General features: G+C 67.0%; 20 protein-coding genes. 11 read left to right on the top strand and 9 right to left on the bottom strand.

The features are described from left to right. The first annotated feature begins 26 nt into the window (after positions 1-26). The 4 genes from AC1RMY_RS04400 to AC1RMY_RS04385 all read left to right on the top strand — a co-directional run bounded on the left by AC1RMY_RS04400 (position 27) and on the right by AC1RMY_RS04385 (position 3,974). A complete protein-coding gene (locus AC1RMY_RS04400; protein WP_492862730.1) occupies positions 27-842 on the top strand; it encodes a hypothetical protein in 816 nt (271 codons plus the stop codon). 194 nt (positions 843-1,036) lie between these two features. Further along, positions 1,037-1,354 (top strand): ArsR/SmtB family transcription factor, encoded by a 318-nt coding sequence (locus AC1RMY_RS04395; RefSeq protein ID WP_492862729.1) that lies wholly within the window; start codon positions 1,037-1,039, stop codon positions 1,352-1,354. A 44-nt stretch (positions 1,355-1,398) separates the two neighbouring features. Then, on the top strand, positions 1,399-2,796 hold the full coding sequence (locus tag AC1RMY_RS04390; protein WP_492862728.1) for an NAD(P)/FAD-dependent oxidoreductase: 1,398 nt from the start codon (positions 1,399-1,401) through the stop codon (positions 2,794-2,796). Beyond that, complete coding sequence (locus AC1RMY_RS04385) at positions 2,793-3,974, top strand: MFS transporter (RefSeq protein ID WP_492862727.1); 1,182 nt, start codon at positions 2,793-2,795, stop codon at positions 3,972-3,974. The genes AC1RMY_RS04390 and AC1RMY_RS04385 overlap by 4 nt, the downstream gene beginning before the upstream one ends. Positions 3,975-4,074: 100 nt before the next feature. Here the strand turns inward: AC1RMY_RS04385 and AC1RMY_RS04380 are convergent, their stop codons facing one another. Together AC1RMY_RS04380 and AC1RMY_RS04375 are read right to left on the bottom strand one after the other, a co-directional pair. Further along, the gene (locus tag AC1RMY_RS04380; RefSeq protein WP_492862726.1) at positions 4,075-4,971 is read right to left on the bottom strand and encodes an arsenate reductase/protein-tyrosine-phosphatase family protein; all 897 of its coding nucleotides are present in this window, start codon (positions 4,969-4,971) and stop codon (positions 4,075-4,077) included. Next, entirely contained in the window at positions 4,968-5,516 is a 549-nt protein-coding gene (locus tag AC1RMY_RS04375; RefSeq protein ID WP_492862725.1) for an arsenate reductase ArsC, read from the bottom strand. The genes AC1RMY_RS04380 and AC1RMY_RS04375 overlap by 4 nt, the downstream gene beginning before the upstream one ends. Positions 5,517-5,649: 133 nt before the next feature. Here AC1RMY_RS04375 and AC1RMY_RS04370 point away from each other — a divergent pair, with 133 nt between their 5' ends. Next, positions 5,650-6,693, top strand: coding sequence for an ArsJ-associated glyceraldehyde-3-phosphate dehydrogenase (locus AC1RMY_RS04370; RefSeq protein ID WP_492862724.1), 1,044 nt, complete (start codon positions 5,650-5,652; stop codon positions 6,691-6,693). A gap of 4 nt (positions 6,694-6,697) precedes the next feature. Next, the gene (arsJ, locus tag AC1RMY_RS04365; RefSeq protein WP_492862723.1) at positions 6,698-7,942 is read left to right on the top strand and encodes an organoarsenical effux MFS transporter ArsJ; all 1,245 of its coding nucleotides are present in this window, start codon (positions 6,698-6,700) and stop codon (positions 7,940-7,942) included. A gap of 125 nt (positions 7,943-8,067) precedes the next feature. On the opposite strand, the gene AC1RMY_RS04360 is transcribed toward arsJ, so the two are convergent. Next, a complete protein-coding gene (locus tag AC1RMY_RS04360; RefSeq protein ID WP_492862722.1) occupies positions 8,068-8,673 on the bottom strand; it encodes a helix-turn-helix domain-containing protein in 606 nt (201 codons plus the stop codon). 136 nt (positions 8,674-8,809) lie between these two features. Between AC1RMY_RS04360 and AC1RMY_RS04355 the strand changes: the two genes are divergently transcribed. From AC1RMY_RS04355 to AC1RMY_RS04340, 4 genes are all read left to right on the top strand, one after another. After that, entirely contained in the window at positions 8,810-9,565 is a 756-nt protein-coding gene (locus tag AC1RMY_RS04355) for an ABC transporter substrate-binding protein (RefSeq protein ID WP_492862721.1), read from the top strand. A gap of 183 nt (positions 9,566-9,748) precedes the next feature. After that, positions 9,749-10,411, top strand: coding sequence for an amino acid ABC transporter permease (locus AC1RMY_RS04350; RefSeq protein ID WP_492863557.1), 663 nt, complete (start codon positions 9,749-9,751; stop codon positions 10,409-10,411). A gap of 26 nt (positions 10,412-10,437) precedes the next feature. Beyond that, a complete protein-coding gene (locus AC1RMY_RS04345) occupies positions 10,438-11,169 on the top strand; it encodes an amino acid ABC transporter ATP-binding protein (RefSeq protein WP_492863556.1) in 732 nt (243 codons plus the stop codon). Between the two features lie 23 nt (positions 11,170-11,192). Next, positions 11,193-12,494 carry an NAD(P)/FAD-dependent oxidoreductase gene (locus AC1RMY_RS04340; protein ID WP_492862720.1) on the top strand — a complete coding sequence of 434 codons (1,302 nt, stop codon included), beginning with the start codon at positions 11,193-11,195 and terminating at the stop codon, positions 12,492-12,494. Positions 12,495-12,502: 8 nt separating this feature from the next. On the opposite strand, the gene AC1RMY_RS04335 is transcribed toward AC1RMY_RS04340, so the two are convergent. Beyond that, entirely contained in the window at positions 12,503-13,249 is a 747-nt protein-coding gene (locus AC1RMY_RS04335) for a glucose 1-dehydrogenase (protein ID WP_492862719.1), read from the bottom strand. Positions 13,250-13,480: 231 nt separating this feature from the next. Between AC1RMY_RS04335 and AC1RMY_RS04330 the strand changes: the two genes are divergently transcribed. Further along, positions 13,481-14,605 (top strand): zinc-dependent alcohol dehydrogenase family protein, encoded by a 1,125-nt coding sequence (locus AC1RMY_RS04330; RefSeq protein ID WP_492862718.1) that lies wholly within the window; start codon positions 13,481-13,483, stop codon positions 14,603-14,605. Between the two features lie 50 nt (positions 14,606-14,655). On the opposite strand, the gene AC1RMY_RS04325 is transcribed toward AC1RMY_RS04330, so the two are convergent. From AC1RMY_RS04325 to AC1RMY_RS04305, 5 genes are all read right to left on the bottom strand, one after another. Then, positions 14,656-16,089, bottom strand: coding sequence for an aldehyde dehydrogenase family protein (locus AC1RMY_RS04325; protein ID WP_492862717.1), 1,434 nt, complete (start codon positions 16,087-16,089; stop codon positions 14,656-14,658). Between the two features lie 186 nt (positions 16,090-16,275). Beyond that, complete coding sequence (locus AC1RMY_RS04320; RefSeq protein ID WP_492862716.1) at positions 16,276-16,977, bottom strand: ABC transporter ATP-binding protein; 702 nt, start codon at positions 16,975-16,977, stop codon at positions 16,276-16,278. Between the two features lie 2 nt (positions 16,978-16,979). Beyond that, positions 16,980-17,729 carry an ABC transporter ATP-binding protein gene (locus AC1RMY_RS04315; protein WP_492862715.1) on the bottom strand — a complete coding sequence of 250 codons (750 nt, stop codon included), beginning with the start codon at positions 17,727-17,729 and terminating at the stop codon, positions 16,980-16,982. Beyond that, positions 17,726-18,679, bottom strand: a complete 954-nt coding sequence (locus tag AC1RMY_RS04310) for a branched-chain amino acid ABC transporter permease (protein WP_492862714.1) — start codon at positions 18,677-18,679, stop codon at positions 17,726-17,728. The genes AC1RMY_RS04315 and AC1RMY_RS04310 overlap by 4 nt, the downstream gene beginning before the upstream one ends. Next, entirely contained in the window at positions 18,679-19,584 is a 906-nt protein-coding gene (locus tag AC1RMY_RS04305) for a branched-chain amino acid ABC transporter permease (RefSeq protein ID WP_492862712.1), read from the bottom strand. Before AC1RMY_RS04305 ends, AC1RMY_RS04310 begins: the two co-directional genes overlap by 1 nt. Positions 19,585-19,586: the final 2 nt, after the last annotated feature.

Below are 19,586 nucleotides of genomic sequence, written 5' to 3'. Positions count from 1 at the left end.
CTGTCGATGGAGCAGGAGAGCCTGTCTTGTTCGCATTCCGCCAGAGAGCCCGATCAAGCCGCTGGGTCGCGATTGTCGCGGCCTATCTGCTCGTGCTCCAGGCCGTGTTTGCGGGAATGGTGTCCGGTGCCCATGCCGCCGCCATGAGCCTCGACCGCTCGCTGGCGATGACGCTCTGCGCGTCGGGCGACATGCTGCCGGGCGGCCACCCCGATCACGGCACCGCGCAGCACGACCAGATGTCCTGCTGTGTCCCGAGCACCGGCTTCCCGAGCGCAGGTGCATTGCCCGCGACTGGCGCCAATCTGCCGGTGATCCACCGCGCCATCGACCTCGTCGCCTTCGCGCGCCACCTCGACGCCCCGTATGGCTACGTCGCCTCCATCCACATCCACACGCTCAAGGCGATGGCCGACGTCACGCTGACGCCGGGGCGCACCGGGCCCGTGATGGTCGAGATCATGCTGATGAACGGCGAGTTCGGTTCGCTCGGCGCAAAGGAACTGCGCGTCGGGCTGTCCAACCCGACCGCCGGCATCCAGGCGATCGAACGGCCGGCGATCAGGGGCGAGGATGGCATCTGGCGGGTGACGGACCTCCGCCTGCCCGTCGCGGGACGCTGGAGCGTCGAACTCGAAATCCTGGTCTCGGATTTCGAAATGCTGCGCCTCGGCGAGAGCGTGGAGATCAAGAAGTGGTCGCCGGGGCGACAACGTTTCAGTCCCGCTGTCGTCGAGAGCAAAGCGAGCACCGATGTGTTTGAGGCGCCTCGCGCAGGCGCCTTGCACCATGCGGGCGCCGCTACCAGAAGCCCCATCAGGATCCCGTCGCCGTCTTCCTGACGCAACGATCACGCGGCAGACGATTCGCCGAACCGGCAGAGGTCCGCCCCGATCGTCGCGCTGTGAGATCGAGCAATGATCGGCGAAAGGCCGCCGATCGTTTTGCAAGGCCCTCTCGTTGCGGAAGGATCCATAATTCTATTAAACTGGAAATATGGATTGACGCTCCGTTCGATCATGTCCACCATGCCCCGATGGACGTGGTCGATGCGGCATCAAGGCTCGAGGCGCTGGGTAATCCGACCCGGCTGTCGCTCTATCGCGCTCTGGTCAAGGCCGGGCATGCCGGCCTTTCGGTCGGCGAGTGCCAGCAGCGACTCCAGATCGCCGGCTCGACCCTTTCCTTTCACCTGAAGACACTGATCCATGCAGGCCTGGTCACGCAGGAGCGGCAAAGCCGCACGCTGATCTGCCGGGCGAACTACGCCGTCATGCATGCGCTCGTCGGCTTCCTCGTCGACGAGTGTTGCGCCGACGAGCGATGCCAGGACAAAGCCACGGACGCCGCCTGATTTTGCCCAATATTTCGATAGTTCCGGATCTACGGGAGGTAGGCATGACAAGGACGATCGCGATCATCGGGGCAGGCCCCGTCGGCCTCGCGGCAGCGGCCCATGTCGTGGAGCGCGGAATGAAGCCCGTCATTTTCGAACGGGGCCCCACGGTCGCTCATGCCGTGAAGCAGTGGTCGCATGTGCCGATGTTCTCGCCCTGGGCCTTCAACGTCGATTCCGCGGCGGAACGGCTGCTCATCGCCACGGGCTGGAACCGCCCGTCGCCGAATGCCTATCCGACCGGCGGGGATCTGCTTGATCAGTATCTCGTCCCGCTTTCAGAGCGGACGCCCCTGCACGACGCCCTGCACCTCAACGCCGGTGTCGTGGCCATCTCGCGTCTGGGCTTCGACAAGGTGAAGTCGGCCGGCCGCGAACAGGCGCCGTTTGCCGTGCGCTACCGCAACGGCGCCGGCGACCGGACGGTCTTTGCCGATGCCGTCATCGACACCTCCGGAACGTGGTTCTCCCCTAATCCGGCCGGCGCGGGCGGATTGCCGGCCATCGGCGAGCCGGAGGCGGCCGGACGGATCAGCTACGGCATGCCCCACGTGCTTGGCCATGACCGCATGCGCTATGCCGGCCGCCACGTCGCCGTCCTGGGTGGCGGGCACTCTGCTATCGGCACGCTGACTGCCTTGACCGAACTGCAGGACGAAGTACCCGGCACGACGATCACATGGCTCTATCGCGGGCCGGATATCGCCAAGGCGTTCGGCGGGAGAGCCGCCGACCAGCTCTCGGCGCGAGGCGAACTGGGCATGCGGATCGCGCGCCTCGTCCAGACTGGGCGGATCACCGTCGAGACGGCGTTCAGGCTTGATCGGATCGAGACACGTGAGAGCGGCCTGCGCCTGATCGGGGACGATGGTCGCTCCGTAGCGGCGGATGAACTCGTCGTCGCCACCGGCTTTCGGCCCGAGCTCGACCTTCTGCGCGAGCTGCGCATCCAACTCGATCCGGCGCTCGAATGCACCCCGGCTCTGGCCCCGCTGATCGACCCGAACGAGCATTCCTGTGGCACCGTCCGCCCGCATGGCGCGGCCGAGCTCGCCCATCCCGAACCCGGCTTCTACATCGCCGGGATGAAGTCCTATGGGCGAGCCCCGACCTTCCTGCTCGCGACGGGGCACGAACAGGTTCGCTCCATCGTCGCCGAGATCGCCGGAGATCACGAAGCCGCTCGACGCGTCGAGCTCGTCCTGCCGGAGACCGGCGTCTGCAACGCGACTCCCGGCGGAGCGAAAGCGGCATCGAGTTGCTGCGGCGGCCCGCCTCCCGCCGCGACGGGCGCCTGCTGCGCCGACGATGCCGAGGCCAGGGAAGCCGGCCTGCCGGGCTGTGGCTGTGACGCCAAGATCGAGCCGCTCGAACCAGCAACGGCGCGCTGCTGCGCATGAGCTTGCCTGGCCGGCCGACGACCGCGATCGTGATGGCCCTCGGCACGGCGCAGACCGTGTCCTGGGCTTCCACCTATTACCTTCCCGCCGTGCTGGCGACGCCGATGGCGGAGGCTCTCGGCATCAGCCCGGTGATGATCTTCGCTGCGTTCTCGGCGGCCATGGTCGTCTCGGCGATCGTCGGCCCCTGGGCCGGTATGATGATCGACCGCCATGGCGGCCGAGGCATACTCATCGCCTCCAACCTGATCTTCGCCAGCGGACTGGCCTGCATGGGCCTGGCGCAGGGGCCGTTCCTGATCTGGCTCGGTTGGCTCATCGTCGGGTTCGGCATGGGCATCGGCCTCTACGAGGCCGCCTTCGCGACCCTGGCCTGCATCTATGGGCGCCAGGCACGATCCCCGATTACCGGCATCACGCTGATCGCCGGTTTCGCCAGCACCATCGGCTGGCCGCTCTCGGCGCTGATGGAAGCCCGCTATGGCTGGCGCGTCGCCTGTTTCGGATGGGCAGGCCTTCACCTGTTTCTGGCCCTGCCGCTCAACGCCTGGCTTCCGGCCGGAAACCTGGCCGTGCCAGTCACTTCGGCAACGAAGGCAGATGCCGGGCGCGAGGTACCCTCTCGCGCCCGGCTCACGATGGTGCTCCTCGCCTTCGTCTTCGCCGTCACCTGGTTCACCAGCACGGCGATGGCGGCGCATCTTCCCAGACTGCTCGAAGCGGCAGGAGCGACCACCGCCGTCGCGGTGGGCGCCGGCGCCTTGATCGGCCCGGCCCAGGTCGCCGCGCGCATTCTGGAATTCACCCTGCTGCGGCGGCTCCACCCGCTCGTATCGACGCGGCTGGCGACATTGACGCACCCGATCGGGGCGGCCGTCCTGCTCTGGCTGGGGGCGCCGGGAGCCTACGCCTTCGCCTTTCTGCACGGAGCGGGGAACGGCGTGCTGACCATCGCGAAAGGCACGCTGCCGCTCGCATTGTTCGGGCCGGTGGGCTACGGCCTGACGCAGGGCCTCATCGGCGGCCCCGGGCGAGCGCTTCAGGCCGCTGCTCCGCTGATCTTCGGCTTCGCGCTGGACCGCTACGGCGTCAACGCCGTCTGGCTCACCAGTGGGCTCGGAATCCTCGCACTGCTCGCGCTCTTCTGCATTCCTGGAGGGCGAAAGCCCCAGCCATAGGCCGACGGTCTGTGCCCCTTTCAGGACATCACAGGCCGAACAGCACGGCGTTTGATAGAAGCGCCGCGCTCACACGACGTTGAGGAATGCCCCGAGCGCTTCAGGCCGCCTGCCCGAAAGACTTCTCCGTGGCGCCGTCCATCCGGCCGATCGCCGCCAGTACGGGCTGGAGCTCGCTCAGGGACATCTGCTCGAAGGGCAGGTTGACGAAAGCGGTGACGCGCGCCGTCAGCTCGCGGTAGCTCTGCAGGAAGGCGGCCCGCCTCGCCGCCTGCGGGCCGGAGACCGCAGCGGGATCCTCCACCCCCCAATGCACCCGCATCGGAACGCCGGGAAACGCTGGACAGGGCTGGTCACCGGCTTCGTCGCAAACCGTTATGACGAGATCGAACTCGGGTGCGCCTGAGCCGAGGAACTCCTCCCACGACTTCGAACGCATGCCCGAGACATCGTAGCCGAGATCGACGAGAAGACCGAGCGCGAGCGGATGCGGCGCTTCCTGCGGGCGGCTCCCCGCAGAGAAAGCCTGGATTCGCCCGAGGCCTTCGCGATTGAGAACGGACTCGGCCATGATCGAACGCGCCGAGTTGCCGGTGCAGACGACGAGCACCCGCAAGGGTCGATCGCTGGCAGCGTAGTCCCGGCGCGCCGGAATCGCCGCAGCCTCGCCGCTGCAGCCGACCGGCCCCTCCGCGCAGCAGGAATCGGACAGGAATCCCAGAAGCGCGTCGGCCCGAGGAGCCTGAGCAGCGAAGATGATGTGGCGACCCTCGCGTCGCGACGCCAGAAGCCCGACCTGCTCGAGCGCGCCGAGATGGGAAGAGAGCGTGTTGTGCGCCACGGCGAGCAGTCGGCCGATGTCGCCGGCTGCGAGACCATGAGGCCGGTAGCGCATCAGAAGCCGAAAGATTTCCAACCGCGTCGGCTGCGCCAGCGCACCGAGCAGCGAAACCGCATCGGAGGAATCGAGCCTCGAAGCATCTGGCCTTTGCGTCACGCCACGTCTTCCCTTGGCCCGAGATCACTGCGCCGCGGCTCACCGCGCCCCATATCCTTTCCGATCGCATCGAGTCGATGCTGCAGGGCCATGCCCTGCAAGGTGGCCAGCGGCAGACTCGCAAAGATCGAAATGCGGTTGTTGAGCATGCGGTAGGCGTCGGCGAAGGCAAGCGCCTTCTGGACGTCATTGCCTTCGAAGGCGGCGGGATCGGGCAAGGTCCAGAGCGCCGTCATCGGATTGCCGGGCCAGTCGGGCGGCGCCGCGTTCGCGGCGGTCTCCGACAGGGTGAACACGAAATCCAACTCCGGCGCGCCGGCCTGGGCAAATTCATCCCAACTCTTGGGCTCCAGGCCCGTCAGATCGTGGTTCAGCGACTGAAGCAACCGCACGACGAAGGGGTTGATCTCGGGCCGAGGCTGGGAGCCGGCACTGAAGACCGTGAACGTGCCGCCGGCGAGACGGCGCATGATGGATTCCGCCATGATCGAGCGAGCATGGTTGCCCTTGCAGACGAAGAGAACCTTGAGAGGAGCCGCTTCCATGTCCCTATCTCGTTATGTCGGCCGATGTGACATCAATGCTGCATAAGCAACATGTCGTCGTCAACCGACATATTGACATATCATCTTCATCCAGGTGATGCACCGTCCGGCATCGTCGGAAGGAGCAGGGATCATGCGGGTCGGAATCAACGGCATGGGGCGCATCGGGCGCCTGGCGCTGAGGGCGGCGCTCGGCGTTGCCGATAGGCAGGGCGACGATCCGCGTGCCGGCAACCGGCTCGATGTCGTGCATCTCAACGAGATCAAGGGCGGGGCTGCCGCGACCGCCCATCTGGTCGCGTTCGACAGCATGCAGGGGCGCTGGCGCGCCGATATCGGCTCTGAAGGCGAGGACGCCATCCGGATCGACGATCGGCGGATGGGATTCTCCGCCGAGGCTGCGCCGGGCGACGTTCCATGGGGTGATCTCGGTGTCGACGTCGTGATCGAATGCACCGGCAAGTTCCTGACGCCGGCTACGATCGAGGGCCATCTGAAGCGCGGCGCCAAACGCGTCATCGTGGCGGCACCGGTGAAGGACGCGTCCGTCCTGAACGTAGTCGTCGGCATCAACGAGCATCTCTACGACCCAGCCAGGCACCCGATCGTCACCGCGGCCTCCTGCACGACCAACTGCCTGGCCCCCGTGGTGAAGGTCGTGCATGAGAACCTGCGGATCCGGCATGGCCAGATCACCACGATCCATGATCCGACCAATACCAACGTGGTGGTCGACGCGCCCCATAAGGACCTGCGCCGGGCGCGCTCGGCAATGTTGTCGCTGCAGCCGACGACGACGGGCAGCGCTACAGCGATCGCGCTGATCTACCCGGAGCTCAAGGGCAAGCTCGATGGCCATGCCGTGCGCGCGCCGGTGCTCAACGCCTCGCTGACGGATTGCGTCTTCGAACTGGAGCGACCGACGACCGCCGCCGAGGTCAACGCGCTGTTCGAGAAAGCGGCCAAGGGGCCGCTCGCCGGCATCCTCGGCTTCGAACCGAGGCCGCTGGTCTCGATCGACTACCAGCGAGACACGCGTTCCGCGATCGTTGACGGGCTGTCGACGCTGGTGACCGACGGCACGATGCTGAAGGTCTATGCCTGGTACGACAACGAGATGGGCTATGCCTGCCGCATGGTCGATCTCGCCTGCCATCTCGAGCGGGTCGGGATCTGATCCTGTGACCGAAGGCTCGCGCAACTACGCCGTCGTCACCGCGGCCTATTGGGGCTTCACCCTGACCGACGGCGCGCTGCGCATGCTCGTGCTGCTGCACTTCTTCCGGCTCGGCTATTCGCCTTTCACGCTCGCCTTCCTGTTCCTGCTCTATGAGGCGGCCGGCATCGCCGCCAACCTGATCGGCGGCTGGCTCGTCGCGCGCTACGGCATCACGCGGATGCTGGCGGTGGGGCTCTCCGCGCAGATCCTCGGCTTCCTGCTGCTCTCGGGCCTGTCGCCGGACTGGACGGCAGCAGCTTCGGTCGCCTGGGTCGTGATGGCTCAAGGCGTCTGCGGCATCGCCAAGGATCTGACCAAGACCGCCTCGAAATCCGCGATCAAGGTGGCCGAGGCGGCCGCGAGGGCGGAGGACGCGGAAGGCCGGCTGTTCCGCTGGGTCGCCTGGTTCACCGGTTCGAAGAACGCGATGAAGGGCATCGGCTTCTTTCTCGGGGGGCTACTTCTGGAGACGCTGGGATTCAGGGGCGCGCTCTGGACGATGGCCGCGATGCTCGGTCTGGTGCTGCTCGGCGTCGTCACCTCACTGCCGGCGATGATGGGCAAGGCCAGGGCCAGCAAGAGCGCCCGCGAACTCTTCGCCAAGAACCGCGGCGTGAACCTGCTGGCGCTCGCGCGCGTCGCGTTGTTTGGAGCGCGGGATGTCTGGTTCGTCGTCGGCGTCCCCGTCTTCCTCTACGCCTCGGGCTGGACCTTCACGATGGTTGGCACGTTTCTGGCGCTCTGGACCGTCGGCTACGGGCTGGTTCAGGCGGCTGCGCCCTCCTTCGTCCGGCGCAGCGCAGACGGGCTGTCGAGCGAGGTCCCGGCCGCGCGAATCTGGTCGCTCGCGCTGGCGCTCGTGCCCTTCGCCATCGCGGGGTTGCTCGCCGTCGGGACGGGCTTGCGGGCCGACCTCGTGCTCGTCGCGGGCCTAGGCCTGTTCGGGTTCGCCTTTGCCGTGAACTCCTCCATCCACTCCTACCTGATCCTGGCCTATGCCGGTTCGGAGAAATCGGCCGAGGATGTCGGCTTCTACTACGCCGCCAACGCGCTCGGCCGCTTCACCGGCACGCTGCTCTCGGGCCTGCTCTATCAGGCGGGAGGGCTATATGCGTGCCTGCTTGGATCAGGCCTGATGCTGGCGGCCTGCTTCGTCGCGACATTGGCTCTTCCGGGGCGATCACCCGCAGTATCGGTTCGCCTGTAGGGCAGAGGAAGGTGGGACGAGCATGATCTGCGGTTTCCTCTTGGTGCGGAACATGGCGTGAAATCGCGCCGCGACACAAGCGGATCGCACATGCGTTCAACGGGCTCCGCGCCGACGAAACCTCGCTACAGGCAACTGGCCCAAAGCACCCGGGTCTCGCCCGGCCCGGAATTGGCGAAGCGATGCGGGCGCGACGACGCGAAACGGAAGCTGTCGCCTTCGTTCAGGAGCCAGCTTTCGCTTTCGACGACGAGCGTTATCGCGCCCATCATCACCAGTCCGGCCTCCTCGCCGTCATGGGTGTAAAGATCCTCGCCGCTGCTCGCGCCAAACTCCATCTCGACGATATAGAGGCCCAGCTTCGAGCTGCCGCCATGCGGGGTCAGCAATTGCTTGCGGATGCCTGAGCGCCAGAGCTGCAATTCGCTGCGCGTCGCACCGCGCACGATCGTCGCGGTCTGCTCCTCGGCCGGCGCAGCCGTCGGAAACAGGTCCTTCAGGCCGACGCCCAGCGCGTCCGCCATGCTGACCAGCGCCCGCAAGGTCGGCGACGACTTGCCCCGCTCGATCTGGCTGAGGAAGCCGATCGAAAGCTGGGTGCGCGCGGCGAGATCGACGAGCGACAGGCTGCGCTCCCGCCTCAGGCGGCGCAGGCCCGCTCCGATCTCTTGATCAACCTCGGGCCGGGACGTCGTATCCGCAGAGGGCATCTTGGCGGCAGGGCTGCTCATGAAGGCTCCATTCGTCGCCGCCATTTCATGCACGTGAAATTGCTTGCCGACAAGATCGTCCTATGCTCGTATCTTCATGCTCATGAAAATCGTGACCGCCGCGCAAGTCGTGCGCGATAAGCAGGGGATCAATGCGATGGAACGTCGGACTTTTCTGTCCATGCTGGCGGGCAGCGCCGTGGCTGCCGGAATTCTTCCCGCCCAGGCGCAGTCCGTGCTCAAGGTCGGCTCGACACCGACGGGCAGCCCGTTCACCTTCCTCGACACCAAGACCAACACGATCGAGGGCGTGATGGTCGACCTGATCAAGGCGATCGCCAGCGTCTCCGACTTCAAGGTCGAGGTCGAGGGCATGCAGTTCTCGACGCTGATCCCGTCGCTGACCGGCAACAAGGTCGATATCGTTGCCGCCGCGATGTACATCACCCCTGTCCGCAAGGAGGTCATCGACTTCTCGGACCCGATCTACACCTATGGCGAAGGCCTGATCGTCCCGGCGACCGACACCAAGGACTACGTCACGCTGGAAGACCTGAAGGGCAAGACGATCGGCGTGCAGATCGGCACCGCCTATGTCGACAAGCTGCAGAGCTCCGGCCTGTTCTCCGAGGTGAAGCTCTACAAAACCCTGCCGGACATCCTCGCCGACGTGAACGCCGCGCGCGTCCAGGCAGCGGTCTTCGACCTGCCGATCATCGCCTACAACCTGTCGCAGGGGCAGTTCCCGAAGGTCCGCATCGTCAAGTCCTACAAGCCGGTGATCTCGGGCTCGGTCGGCATCGGCGTGCGCAAGAGCGACGGCGAACTGCTGAAGAAGATCAATGCCGGCCTCGCCAAGCTCAAGGCCGACGGCACGGTCGACAAGATCCTGGCGAAGTGGGGCCTCGCCTGAACCTTTCCGTTTGGGCCTCCTGAACCACGCCGTCATCCCGGGCGTAGCGAAGCGAAGACCCGGGATCCATGCCGGAACGATTCCGGAATGGATCCCGGATCGGCGCCGCTGACGCGGCTTGTCCGGGATGACACGCGGAGGTTCGCAAGCCGCGCCAATATCCCTCCGACCTTCCAGAACCCCATGCAAACCTTCCTGAGGGACGCCACCCAGTTCCTGCCGCTGCTTATGCAGGGCATCAAGTTCACGCTGATCGTGGCGCTGGGCTCGCTCGCGCTCTCGACGGTGCTCGGCCTCGTCTGGGCGCTGATGCGGGTCTCCGGCATTGGCTGGCTCGGCTGGATCGCCAAGATCGTCGTCAACTCGCTGCGCGGCATCCCGATCCTGGTGCAGCTCTTCTACATCTATTTCGTGCTGCCGGAGTTCGGCATCGCGCTGACCGCGCTGCAGGCGGCGATCATCGGCCTCGGCATCGCTTATTCGGCCTATCAGTCCGAGAACTTCCGCGCCGGCATCGAGGCGATCGACCACGGCCAGATCGAGGCGGCGCAATCCATCGGCATGGGCTGGGGCCTGACGATGCGCCGCGTCGTCCTGCCCCAGGCGATCCGGCTGGTCCTGCCGCCTTACGGCAACATCATGGTGATGATGCTGAAGGATTCCTCGCAGGCCTCGACCATTACCGTCGCCGAACTGACGCTGCAGGGCACGCTGATCGCCTCCTCAACCTTCAAGAACATGACCGTCTATTCGCTCGTCGCCCTACTCTATCTGGCGATGTGCCTGCCGCTGATGGGCTTCGTCGGCTGGCTCGAAACGCGGTTCGGCAAGGGGACCAGGCGATGACCGGGAACACGCCGATGAGCCGCCCCATGATCGAGATCGAAGGCGTGACGAAGAGCTTCGGCTCGTTCCCGGTGCTCAAGGGCATCACCGCAAGCGTCGAGAAGGGCGAGGTCGTCTGCCTGATCGGCCCGTCCGGCTCGGGCAAGTCGACGATCCTGCGCTGCATCAACGGGCTCGAATCCTATGATGGCGGCTCGATCACCATCGATGGCGAGCGCGTCGAGCGCGACAAGCCCTCGATCGTCGGCATCCGCACCGCGATGGCGATGGTGTTCCAGCGCTTCAACCTGTTCCCCCATCGCACCGCGCTGGAGAACGTCGTCGAGGGCCCGATCTTCGTGAAGAAGGAGGCCCCGGCGCAGGCCATGGCGCGTGGCCGCGAACTGCTCGCCCGTGTCGGCCTCGGCAACAAGATCGATGCCTATCCCGGCCAGCTGTCGGGCGGGCAGATGCAGCGCGTCGCCATCGCGCGTGCGCTCTGCATGCAGCCCAAGGCCATCCTCTTCGACGAGCCGACCTCGGCACTCGACCCCGAACTCGTCGGCGAGGTGTTGCAGGTGATGAAGAGTCTGGCCGATGACGGCATGACCATGCTGGTCGTCACCCATGAGATGGGCTTTGCCCGCGAGGTCGCCGACCGCGTGCTGTTCCTCGATGGCGGCGTCATCGTCGAGCAGGGACCCGCCCGCGATGTGCTGAGCGCGCCGACCCATCCGCGCACGCAGGACTTCCTGCGCCGCGTGCTGCGCCCGATCTAGGCATCCGACTGAAGGAGGCCGCCATGGCCGAACCCTACCCGCTCAGCCCTTCGCTGTGGTACGCGACCGCGCCGGAAGCTGCCCCGACGCCGCCGCTCGCGGCCGATGCCACGGCCGATGTCTGCGTGATCGGCGCCGGCTTCGCCGGCCTCTCCACCGCGCTTCATCTCGCCGAGGCCGGCATCTCCGTCGTCGTGCTCGAAACGCACGAGCCCGGCTGGGGCGGCTCGGGCCGCAATGGCGGCCAGGTCATCCCCGGCATCAAATACGACCCGAGCGAGATCGTCGCGAAGTTCGGCCCGGATGCGGGCGAGGCGCTCACCCGCTTCGTCGGCTCGACCGCCGATCTGGTCTTCGATCTGATCGCCCGGCACAGCATGGACGTGCCCCACAAGCGCGCCGGCTGGATCCAAGGAGCCCATACCCCGGCCATGGTCGAGACCGTGAAGCGACGCGCGGCCGAATGGCAGGCGCGCGGCGTCGATGCCGCCTTCCTCGACAAGGATGCGGCCGCAAGTTTGCTCGGCACCGACCGCTATCTCGGGGGCTGGATCGACCGGCGGGCCGGCGGCGTTCAGCCGCTGTCCTATGCGCGCGGACTGGCGAAGGCCGCCATCGCCGCCGGCGCGCGCATCCACGGCCAGAGCAAGGTCGTCTCTCTCAAGCGCAACGGCGCGAACTGGACCATCCGCACCGCGCAGGGCGCGAGCGTCACCGCCCCGCGCGTCGTCGTCGCGACCAATGGCTATACCGGCGACCTGATCCCGAAGCTGCGCCAGACCGTGATCCGGCCGAACTCCTTCATCGTCGCAACGCAGCCGCTCTCCGACAACATCGCCGGCACGATCCTGCCCGAGGGACAGGTCACCTCCGACACCAGGCAATTGCTGCTCTATTTCCGCAAGGATCATCAGAACCGGCTGCTGATGGGCGGGCGCGGCCCGTTCCGCGAGCCGAACGACGTCTCCGACTGGGCCCATCTCGAACGCGTCGTCGGTAAGATGTATCCCCAGGCCAAAGGCGTGCCCTTCGAATTTCGCTGGTGCGGCCGCGTCGCGCTCACCCGCGATTTCCTGCCGCATCTGCACGAGCCGGAGCCCGGCCTGCTCGTCGACATCGGCTGCATGGGGCGCGGCGTCGGCTTGCAGAGCGCCATGGGCAAGGCGATGGCGGAGTATATCGCCACGGGCGACAGGAGCCGTCTGCCCTTCCCCGTCGTGCCGATCAAGCCGCTGCCGCTGCACGCGCTGAACGAGCTCTACGTCTCCGCCATCATCACCTGGTACCGGCTGACCGATGGCGGCATGAAGGACAAGGCGGCCTGATCAACCCGTCAGACGCAGCGCCCGCCATCGACGGCGAGCACGCTGCCGGTCACCATCTCCGACTCGTCCGAGCACAGGAAGAGCGCGGCGTTGGCGATGTCCTGCGGCGTCGAGAACCGCCCCCACGGAATCGTCGCGGTGAAGGCCTTGCGCTTCTCGGGCGTGTCCTCGCCCATGAAGGTCGCCAGCAGCGGCGTCTCGCCCGCAACCGGAGCGATCGCGTTGACCCGGATCCGGTCCGGCGCGAGCTCGACCGCCATCGACTGCGACATCAGATTGGCCGCGCCCTTCGAGCCATTGTACCAGGTCAGGCCGGGGCGCGGCCGGATGCCCGCCGTCGAGCCGATATTGAGAATGACACCGCCGCCATGCTCGCGGAAATGCGGAACGGTTGCCTTCGCCATCAAGTAAATCGACTTGACGTTGACGGCGAAGACCCGGTCGAACTCCTCCTCGCCGACATCGAGCATCGGCTGGTTGCGGTGGCTGATGCCGGCATTGTTGACGACAATGTCGAGCTTCCCGAAGGTCGCGATCACCGCTTTGGCCGCCTCGTCGACGCTGCTCGCCTTGGCGACGTCGCAGGCGACGGCGATGGCGCCATGGCCGATCGACGCGGCCGCCTCCTTGGCCTTGTCCCCGTTGATGTCGAGCACCGCGACGCGCGCGCCCTCGCGCGTGAAAGTCTCGGCGATGCCGAGCCCGAACCCCTGCGCCGCGCCGGTGATCAGCGCCGTCTTGCCCTTCAGTCTCATGGTGCTTCCTCGTCTTTTCTGGAGACTTCCATCTTTGGAGGGGCCGGGCGCTCGCCGCCAATTCGTTTTGGCGATCCCGCACAGACGGAAATCCTATGGCAACGCGGGCGGTGTCGAGGATGCGCCCGCGTTATGGCGCGGATCACGATTCGGTCTTTGACAGCCCGAGGCTTTTGCGGCCCGATGGCGCTCAACAAGCCCAGCCAAGAAGCCTGCCGAGGAAATGCCTGCATGAAGATTCGCGCCGCAGTCCTGAACGCCAGCCCCGTTTCCGCGCCCTATGCCAGGAGCCGACCGCTCTCGATCGAGGAGGTCGACCTCGCCCCGCCCGGCCCGGGCGAGGTTCTCGTCAGGGTCCGGGCTGCGGGCCTGTGCCATTCCGACCTGTCAGTGATCGACGGCAACCGTCCCCGCCCCATGCCGATGGTGCTGGGCCATGAGGCGGCGGGCGAAGTGGTCGAGCCCGGCGAGGGCGTTCACGACCTGAAGCGTGGAGACCGCGTCATCATGGTCTTCGTGCCCTCCTGCGGGCACTGCTCACCCTGCAGCGAGGGCCGGCCGGCCCTTTGCGAACCCGGCAATGCCGCCAACGGCGTCGGCGAACTGCTCGGCGGCGGGCGCCGCCTCGCGCGGAATGGCCAGGCGATCCATCACCATGTCGGCGTTTCCGCCTTCGCCGAATATGCGGTGATCTCGCGCCATTCGCTGGTGAAGCTCGAAGCCGACATCTCGCATGAGATCGCGGCGCTCTTCGGCTGCGCCGTGCTGACCGGCGTCGGCGCCGCCGTGAACACCGCTAAAGTCAGGGCCGGCGAGACGGTCGCCGTCGTCGGTCTCGGCGGCGTCGGCCTGAGCGCGCTTCTCGGCGCGGCCGCCTGCGGCGCCTCGCGCGTCATCGCCGTCGACCTGTCGGATGAAAAGCTCGCCATCGCCCGCGAGCTCGGCGCGACCGACACCTTCAATGCCGGCGCCTCCGACGTCGTCGAGGCCATCCGCGCCGCGACCAAGGGCGGCGTCGATCACGGCCTGGAAATGGCGGGCTCGGTCAAGGCGCTCGACCTCGCCTACCAGATCACGCGGCGCGGCGGCACCACCACGACGGCCGGCCTCGCCAACCCGACCCACACGCTCTCGCTCGCCCCCGTGCGCCTGGTCGGCGAGGAGCGGACGCTAAAGGGCTCCTATGTCGGCTCCTGCATCCCCGTGCGCGACATCCCGCGCTTCGTCGACCTCTACCTGCGCGGCAAGCTGCCGGTGGACAAGCTGATGACCAGCCAGAGCGGGCTCGACGGCATCAACGAGGGCTTCGACGCCCTGCATGAAGGCCGCACCATCCGCCATGTCATCATGATGTGACGTCCGACATTGTGGGGCGCGCCGCAGGCGCGACCCGCAATGTCATCAGATCAACCGTGCTTGTGCACGATCGTCTTGGTCACCGCGAACTCCTCCAGCGCGGAAAAGCCCTTCTCGCGGCCATGGCCGGATTTGCCGGTGCCGCCGAAGGGCAGTTCGATGCCGCCGCCGGCGCCATAGCCGTTGATGAAGACCTGCCCGGCCCGCACCTTCTTGGCGACGCGCTGCTGGCGCCCGCCATCCCTGGTCCAGACGGCCGCGACGAGGCCGTATTCCGTCGAGTTCGCCAGCTTGATCGCATCGGCCTCGTCCGTGAACGGGAAGGCGGCGAGCACCGGGCCGAACACCTCCTCCTGCTCCAGCCGGTTGCCGCGCGGCACCTTTCCGAACAGCGTCGGCGTCACGTAGAAGCCGCCATTCGGCACGCCCTGCGCGATCTGCCCCTCGGCGATCACCGGAATGCCGGCCTCGCGGGCATTGTCGATGAAGCTCTGCACGCGGCCGCGCTGCTTGGCGTTGATCACCGGGCCGCAATCGAGATCCATCTCCGGCGTGCCGGCGCGCAGCTTGGTGAACTCCTTGGCGACGGCGCCGATGAAGTCGTCATAGACGCGCTCCTGCACCAGCACGCGCGAGCCGGCCGAGCAGGTCTGCCCGGTGTTCTGGACGATGGCCTTGCAGACGATCGGCACGGCGGCGTCGAAATCGGCGTCGTCGAAGACGATCTGGGGCGACTTGCCGCCGAGTTCGAGCGTGCAGGGGATCAGGTGTTCGGCGCAGGCATGCTGCACCATCTTGCCGACCTCGGGCGAGCCGGTGAAGGACATGAAGTCGACGCCGTGATGGGCCGAGAGCGCAGCCCCCGCCTCATGGCCACGGCCGGTGACGATGTTGATCGCGCCGTCGGGGAAGCCGACCTCGGAAGCCAGCACCGCCAGCCGCAGCGCCGTCTGGCAGGCTTCCTCGGCGGGCTTCAGGACGACCGCATTGCCCATGGCGAGCGCCGCCGTCAGCGACCTCCCGAACATCTGCGCCGGATAGTTCCACGGCAGGATATGGCCGGTCACGCCATGCGGCTCATGGATGACGTTGACGTTGTAGCCGTTCAGGAACGGGATGATGTGGCCGTGCACCTTATCGGCGGCGCCGCCATAGAACTCGAAATAGCGGGCGGTCGCGTCGATATCGGCGCGGGCCTGCGCCATCGGCTTGCCGGTGTCCTGCGCCTCGATCTTGGCGAGCTCGTCGAAATGGTCGAGCACCTTGAGGCCGAGCTTGGAGATCAGCCGGCCGCGCTCGGCCGCCGTCAGCTTGCCCCAGGCGCCCTCGTAAGCCGCGCGCGCCGCCTTCACCGCATCGTCGATGTCCTCGGCCGTGCCGCAGGCGATGCGGGTGAACTCCTCGCCGGTCGCCGGCGCCAGCACGGCCATGGTCTCGCCGCTGCGGCCCGCGACATGGCGGCCGTTGATGAAGTGCTGGGTCATGGTGTGTCTCCTGTACTCGGTTGCCACTCTTGGCATGTGAAACACGCCGTCATCCCGGACGCAGCGAAGCGGAGCTCCGGGATCCATCGAAGGGCCGATCCCTTTCGAGGATATGGCTCTATGATGGATTCCGGAGCGGCGCGGCTTCGCCGCTTATCCGGAATGACGGCGCGGATAGCCTGATCGTCAATGCAGCCCTGCCGCTTCGAGCGAACTCGCCGCCAGGCCGCCGGCCACTTCCGTGACCTCGCCGCGCTCGATCGCATAGGCGCGCTCGGCGAAACTGCGCAGCAGACTGGGATTGGATTCGGTGATGAGCAAGGCGATGTCGGGATGGCTGTCGCGCAGCGCGCGCAGGGCGGTGGCGTAGCGCTGGGCCAGAACCGGCGCCAGCCCCTGGAACGGCTCGTCGAGCAGGATGATGCGCTGGCCCACCATCAGCGCCCGCGCCAGCGCCGCCATCTTGCCCTGCCCGCCCGACAGCCCCGCCGCCGCCCGGTGGCGCAGATCGGCGAGTTCGGGAAGCACCCGGTAGATGGCATCGAGCCGCCGGGCGATCTCGGCGGCCGGCACCTTCATCACCTCGGCCGGCAGGCGGATGTTCTCCTCGATCGAGAAGCTCGAGAACAGCCGCCGGTCCTCGGGCGCATAGCCGATGCCGAGGCGCGGCCGCTCATGCGGCGGCATCGCCAGGATCGGCCGGCCGTCGAAGACGATCTCTCCCGCCGTGACCTTCATGAAGCCCATGATGGCGCGCAGCAGGCTGGTCTTGCCGGCGCCGTTGCGGCCGATCAGCGCGACGGTCGCGCCTTCGGCCAGCGCGAAATCGACCCGGCGCAGCACCTGCACGCCCTCGATCTCGGCCGAAAGTCCCTTGATCTCCAGCATGGCTACACCCCCACCCCGATCACGGTCTCGCGGACCTCCGGATGGTTCAGGATCTCGTCGGGCGTGCCCTCTAGCGCGATGCGTCCGCCCGACCAGACGGCGACGCGCCCGGCATAGCGGGCGACGACATCCATGTCGTGCTCGACGAAGATCGCGGTGGTGGCGCGGGCGTCGAGCGCGCGCGTCAGCGTGTCCATCACCTGGAACTTCTCATGACTGGAGACGCCCGAGGTCGGCTCGTCCATGAAGATCAGCTTCGGATCGAGCGCGAGCGCGACCGCGATGTCGATGAGCTTGCGCATGCCTTCCGGCAGTTCCCTGACCGGACGCTCCGCCGTTTCCCGCAGGCCGACCGAGTCGAGCAAAGCGATCATCTCCTCGCGCTTGGGATGCCGGTCGAGCCGTTGGAAGGGCGACCATGTCCCCTCGCGCGCGCTGAGCGCCAGCAGCAGGTTCTCCATCACCGTATTGTCGGTGAAGAGCTGCGGGATCTGGAAGGAGCGACCGATGCCGCGCCGCGTGATCGCGCGTGGCGACAAGGCCGTGACATCCTGCCCGGCGAAGATCACGCGGCCCGATTGCGGCTTCAGATAGCCGGTGCAGAGGTTGATGAAAGTGGTCTTGCCGGCGCCGTTCGGCCCGATGATGGCGATGCGCTCATTGGCGCGCACCTTCAGGCTGGCGCCATTGGCGGCCCGCACGCCGCCAAAGCGCAGTTCGAGATCGCGGGCTTCGAGGATGAAATCGCTCATCGCGCGCTCTCCTTCGCAGGGACCGCCCGCTTGTCTCCGGCGATCAGGCCGTAGAGCCCGCTGGGAGCAAAGAAGATGATCACGAGCAGCATCACGCCGAGCACGGCATGCCAGGTCTCGGGCGCATAGACCGCCGCATAACCGCGGATGATCTGGAACATCAGCGCGCCGAGGAAGGGCCCGGCGACGCCGCCCACGCCGCCGAGGATCGCGATGAAGACAAATTCGCCCGAGCGCACCCAATAGGCCAACTCCGGCGTGACGTGGCCGGAAACCAGCGCGATGATCGCCCCGCCTAAGCCGGCCAGCAGCCCCGAGAGCAGATAGGCGCCGTAGAGCACCTTGCGGCTGGAGACGCCCAGATATTCGAGCCGCGTCTCGTTCGACTTGATCGCCTCCAGCGCCTTGCCGCCCGGCGAGACGAGATAGCGCGCGACCGCCACGGCCGCGGCCACGGCGAGCGCCAGCGTGATGTAGAACATCCAGAACTCGAAGGCCTCGCGCTCGAGCGTCATCCCGGCGAGCGTCGGGCGCGGCACGCGCTTACCGTCGGCGCCGCCGGTCAGCGAGAACAGCTTCTCCAGCAGCGACCAGAACACCATCGAGATGGCGAGGTTGAGCATGCCGAAGAAGATCGCCCGGTAGCGCACGATGAAGAGCCCGACCAGCGCCGCAACCAGCCCCGAGGCGGCGGTGGCGATCGGCACCAGCAGCAGCACCTCGTGGCCGAGGCTCGCCGCCGCCATGAAGGCGACGACATAGGCCGAAAAGGCGAAGAACAACCCGTGGCCGAAGGAGACCTGCCCAGCGCGCAACAGGACGAGGATGCCGAGCGCCGCCAGCCCTTCGCAGAGGGCCACGGTCAGGATGACCGTCGACCAGGGCGAGACCAGCGGGAAGACGACGAGGGCGACGAGCAGAAGCGCGCCGATGACGACCTGGCGCGACATCAGACCTTCCTCGTCTGCAGCGTGGTGAAGAGGCCCTCGGGCTTGATCAGCAACACCACGACCATGATGAGGTACGGGATCAGGACATCGAACTCCGGCGCGAAATAGACCGCCGCCGAGCGCCCGAGCCCTATCATCAGCGCCGCGACCGCCGCCCCCTCGATCCGTCCGAGCCCGGCCGTCGCGGCCACCGCGAAGGACAGCACGATCATCCCCGAGCCGATGCCCGGCGTCAGCGAGGTGGTGGCTGAGGACAGCGCCCCACCCAGCGCCGCCAGCGACGCGCCGATCATGAAGGTGAAGAGGTAGACATGCGTGGCGTTGATGCCCATCGCCATCGCCGCCTCGCGATCCTGCGTCACCGCGACGATGGCGCGCCCGAACGAGGTCCGCCGCAGGAAGAGCCGAAGGCCGACGAGCACCGCCAGCGCCACCAGCGGGATCAGGATGAGCTGGTAGTTGGTGTAGTAGATGCCGAAGACCTCGATGGTGCCGAGCCAGTTCATCGGCGCATTGGCGAAGAGCGGCCGGACGCCGAAGATCACCTTCTGCGCATCCTCCAGGATCATGAACACGGCGAAGGTGACGAGGAGCTGGAGCACCTCTTCCTTGCCGTAGATCCGCCGCAGCAGCAGCGCCTCGACCGCGCCGCCGACCACGACGCCGACGAGGATGGCGGAGACCAGGAACAGCGGGAAGGCGAGCCAGGTCGGCAGCCCCATGCCCGCCGCCGCTAGCACCGCGCTCGCCGCGACATAGGCGCCGATCGCATAGAACGAGCCATGCGCGACGTTGAGCACGCCGAGCACGCCGAAGATCAGCGACAGCCCGACCGCGACCAGGAAGATCAGCGAGCCATAGGCGATGCCGTCGAGCGCGGCGAGGAAGAGCATTTCTGGAGGCATTG

Source organism: Allobosea sp. GW822-FHT03F07 (assembly GCF_058801345.1).
Note: the sequence above shows the minus strand (reverse complement) of the source record. Positions and strands in the feature narration are given on the sequence as shown.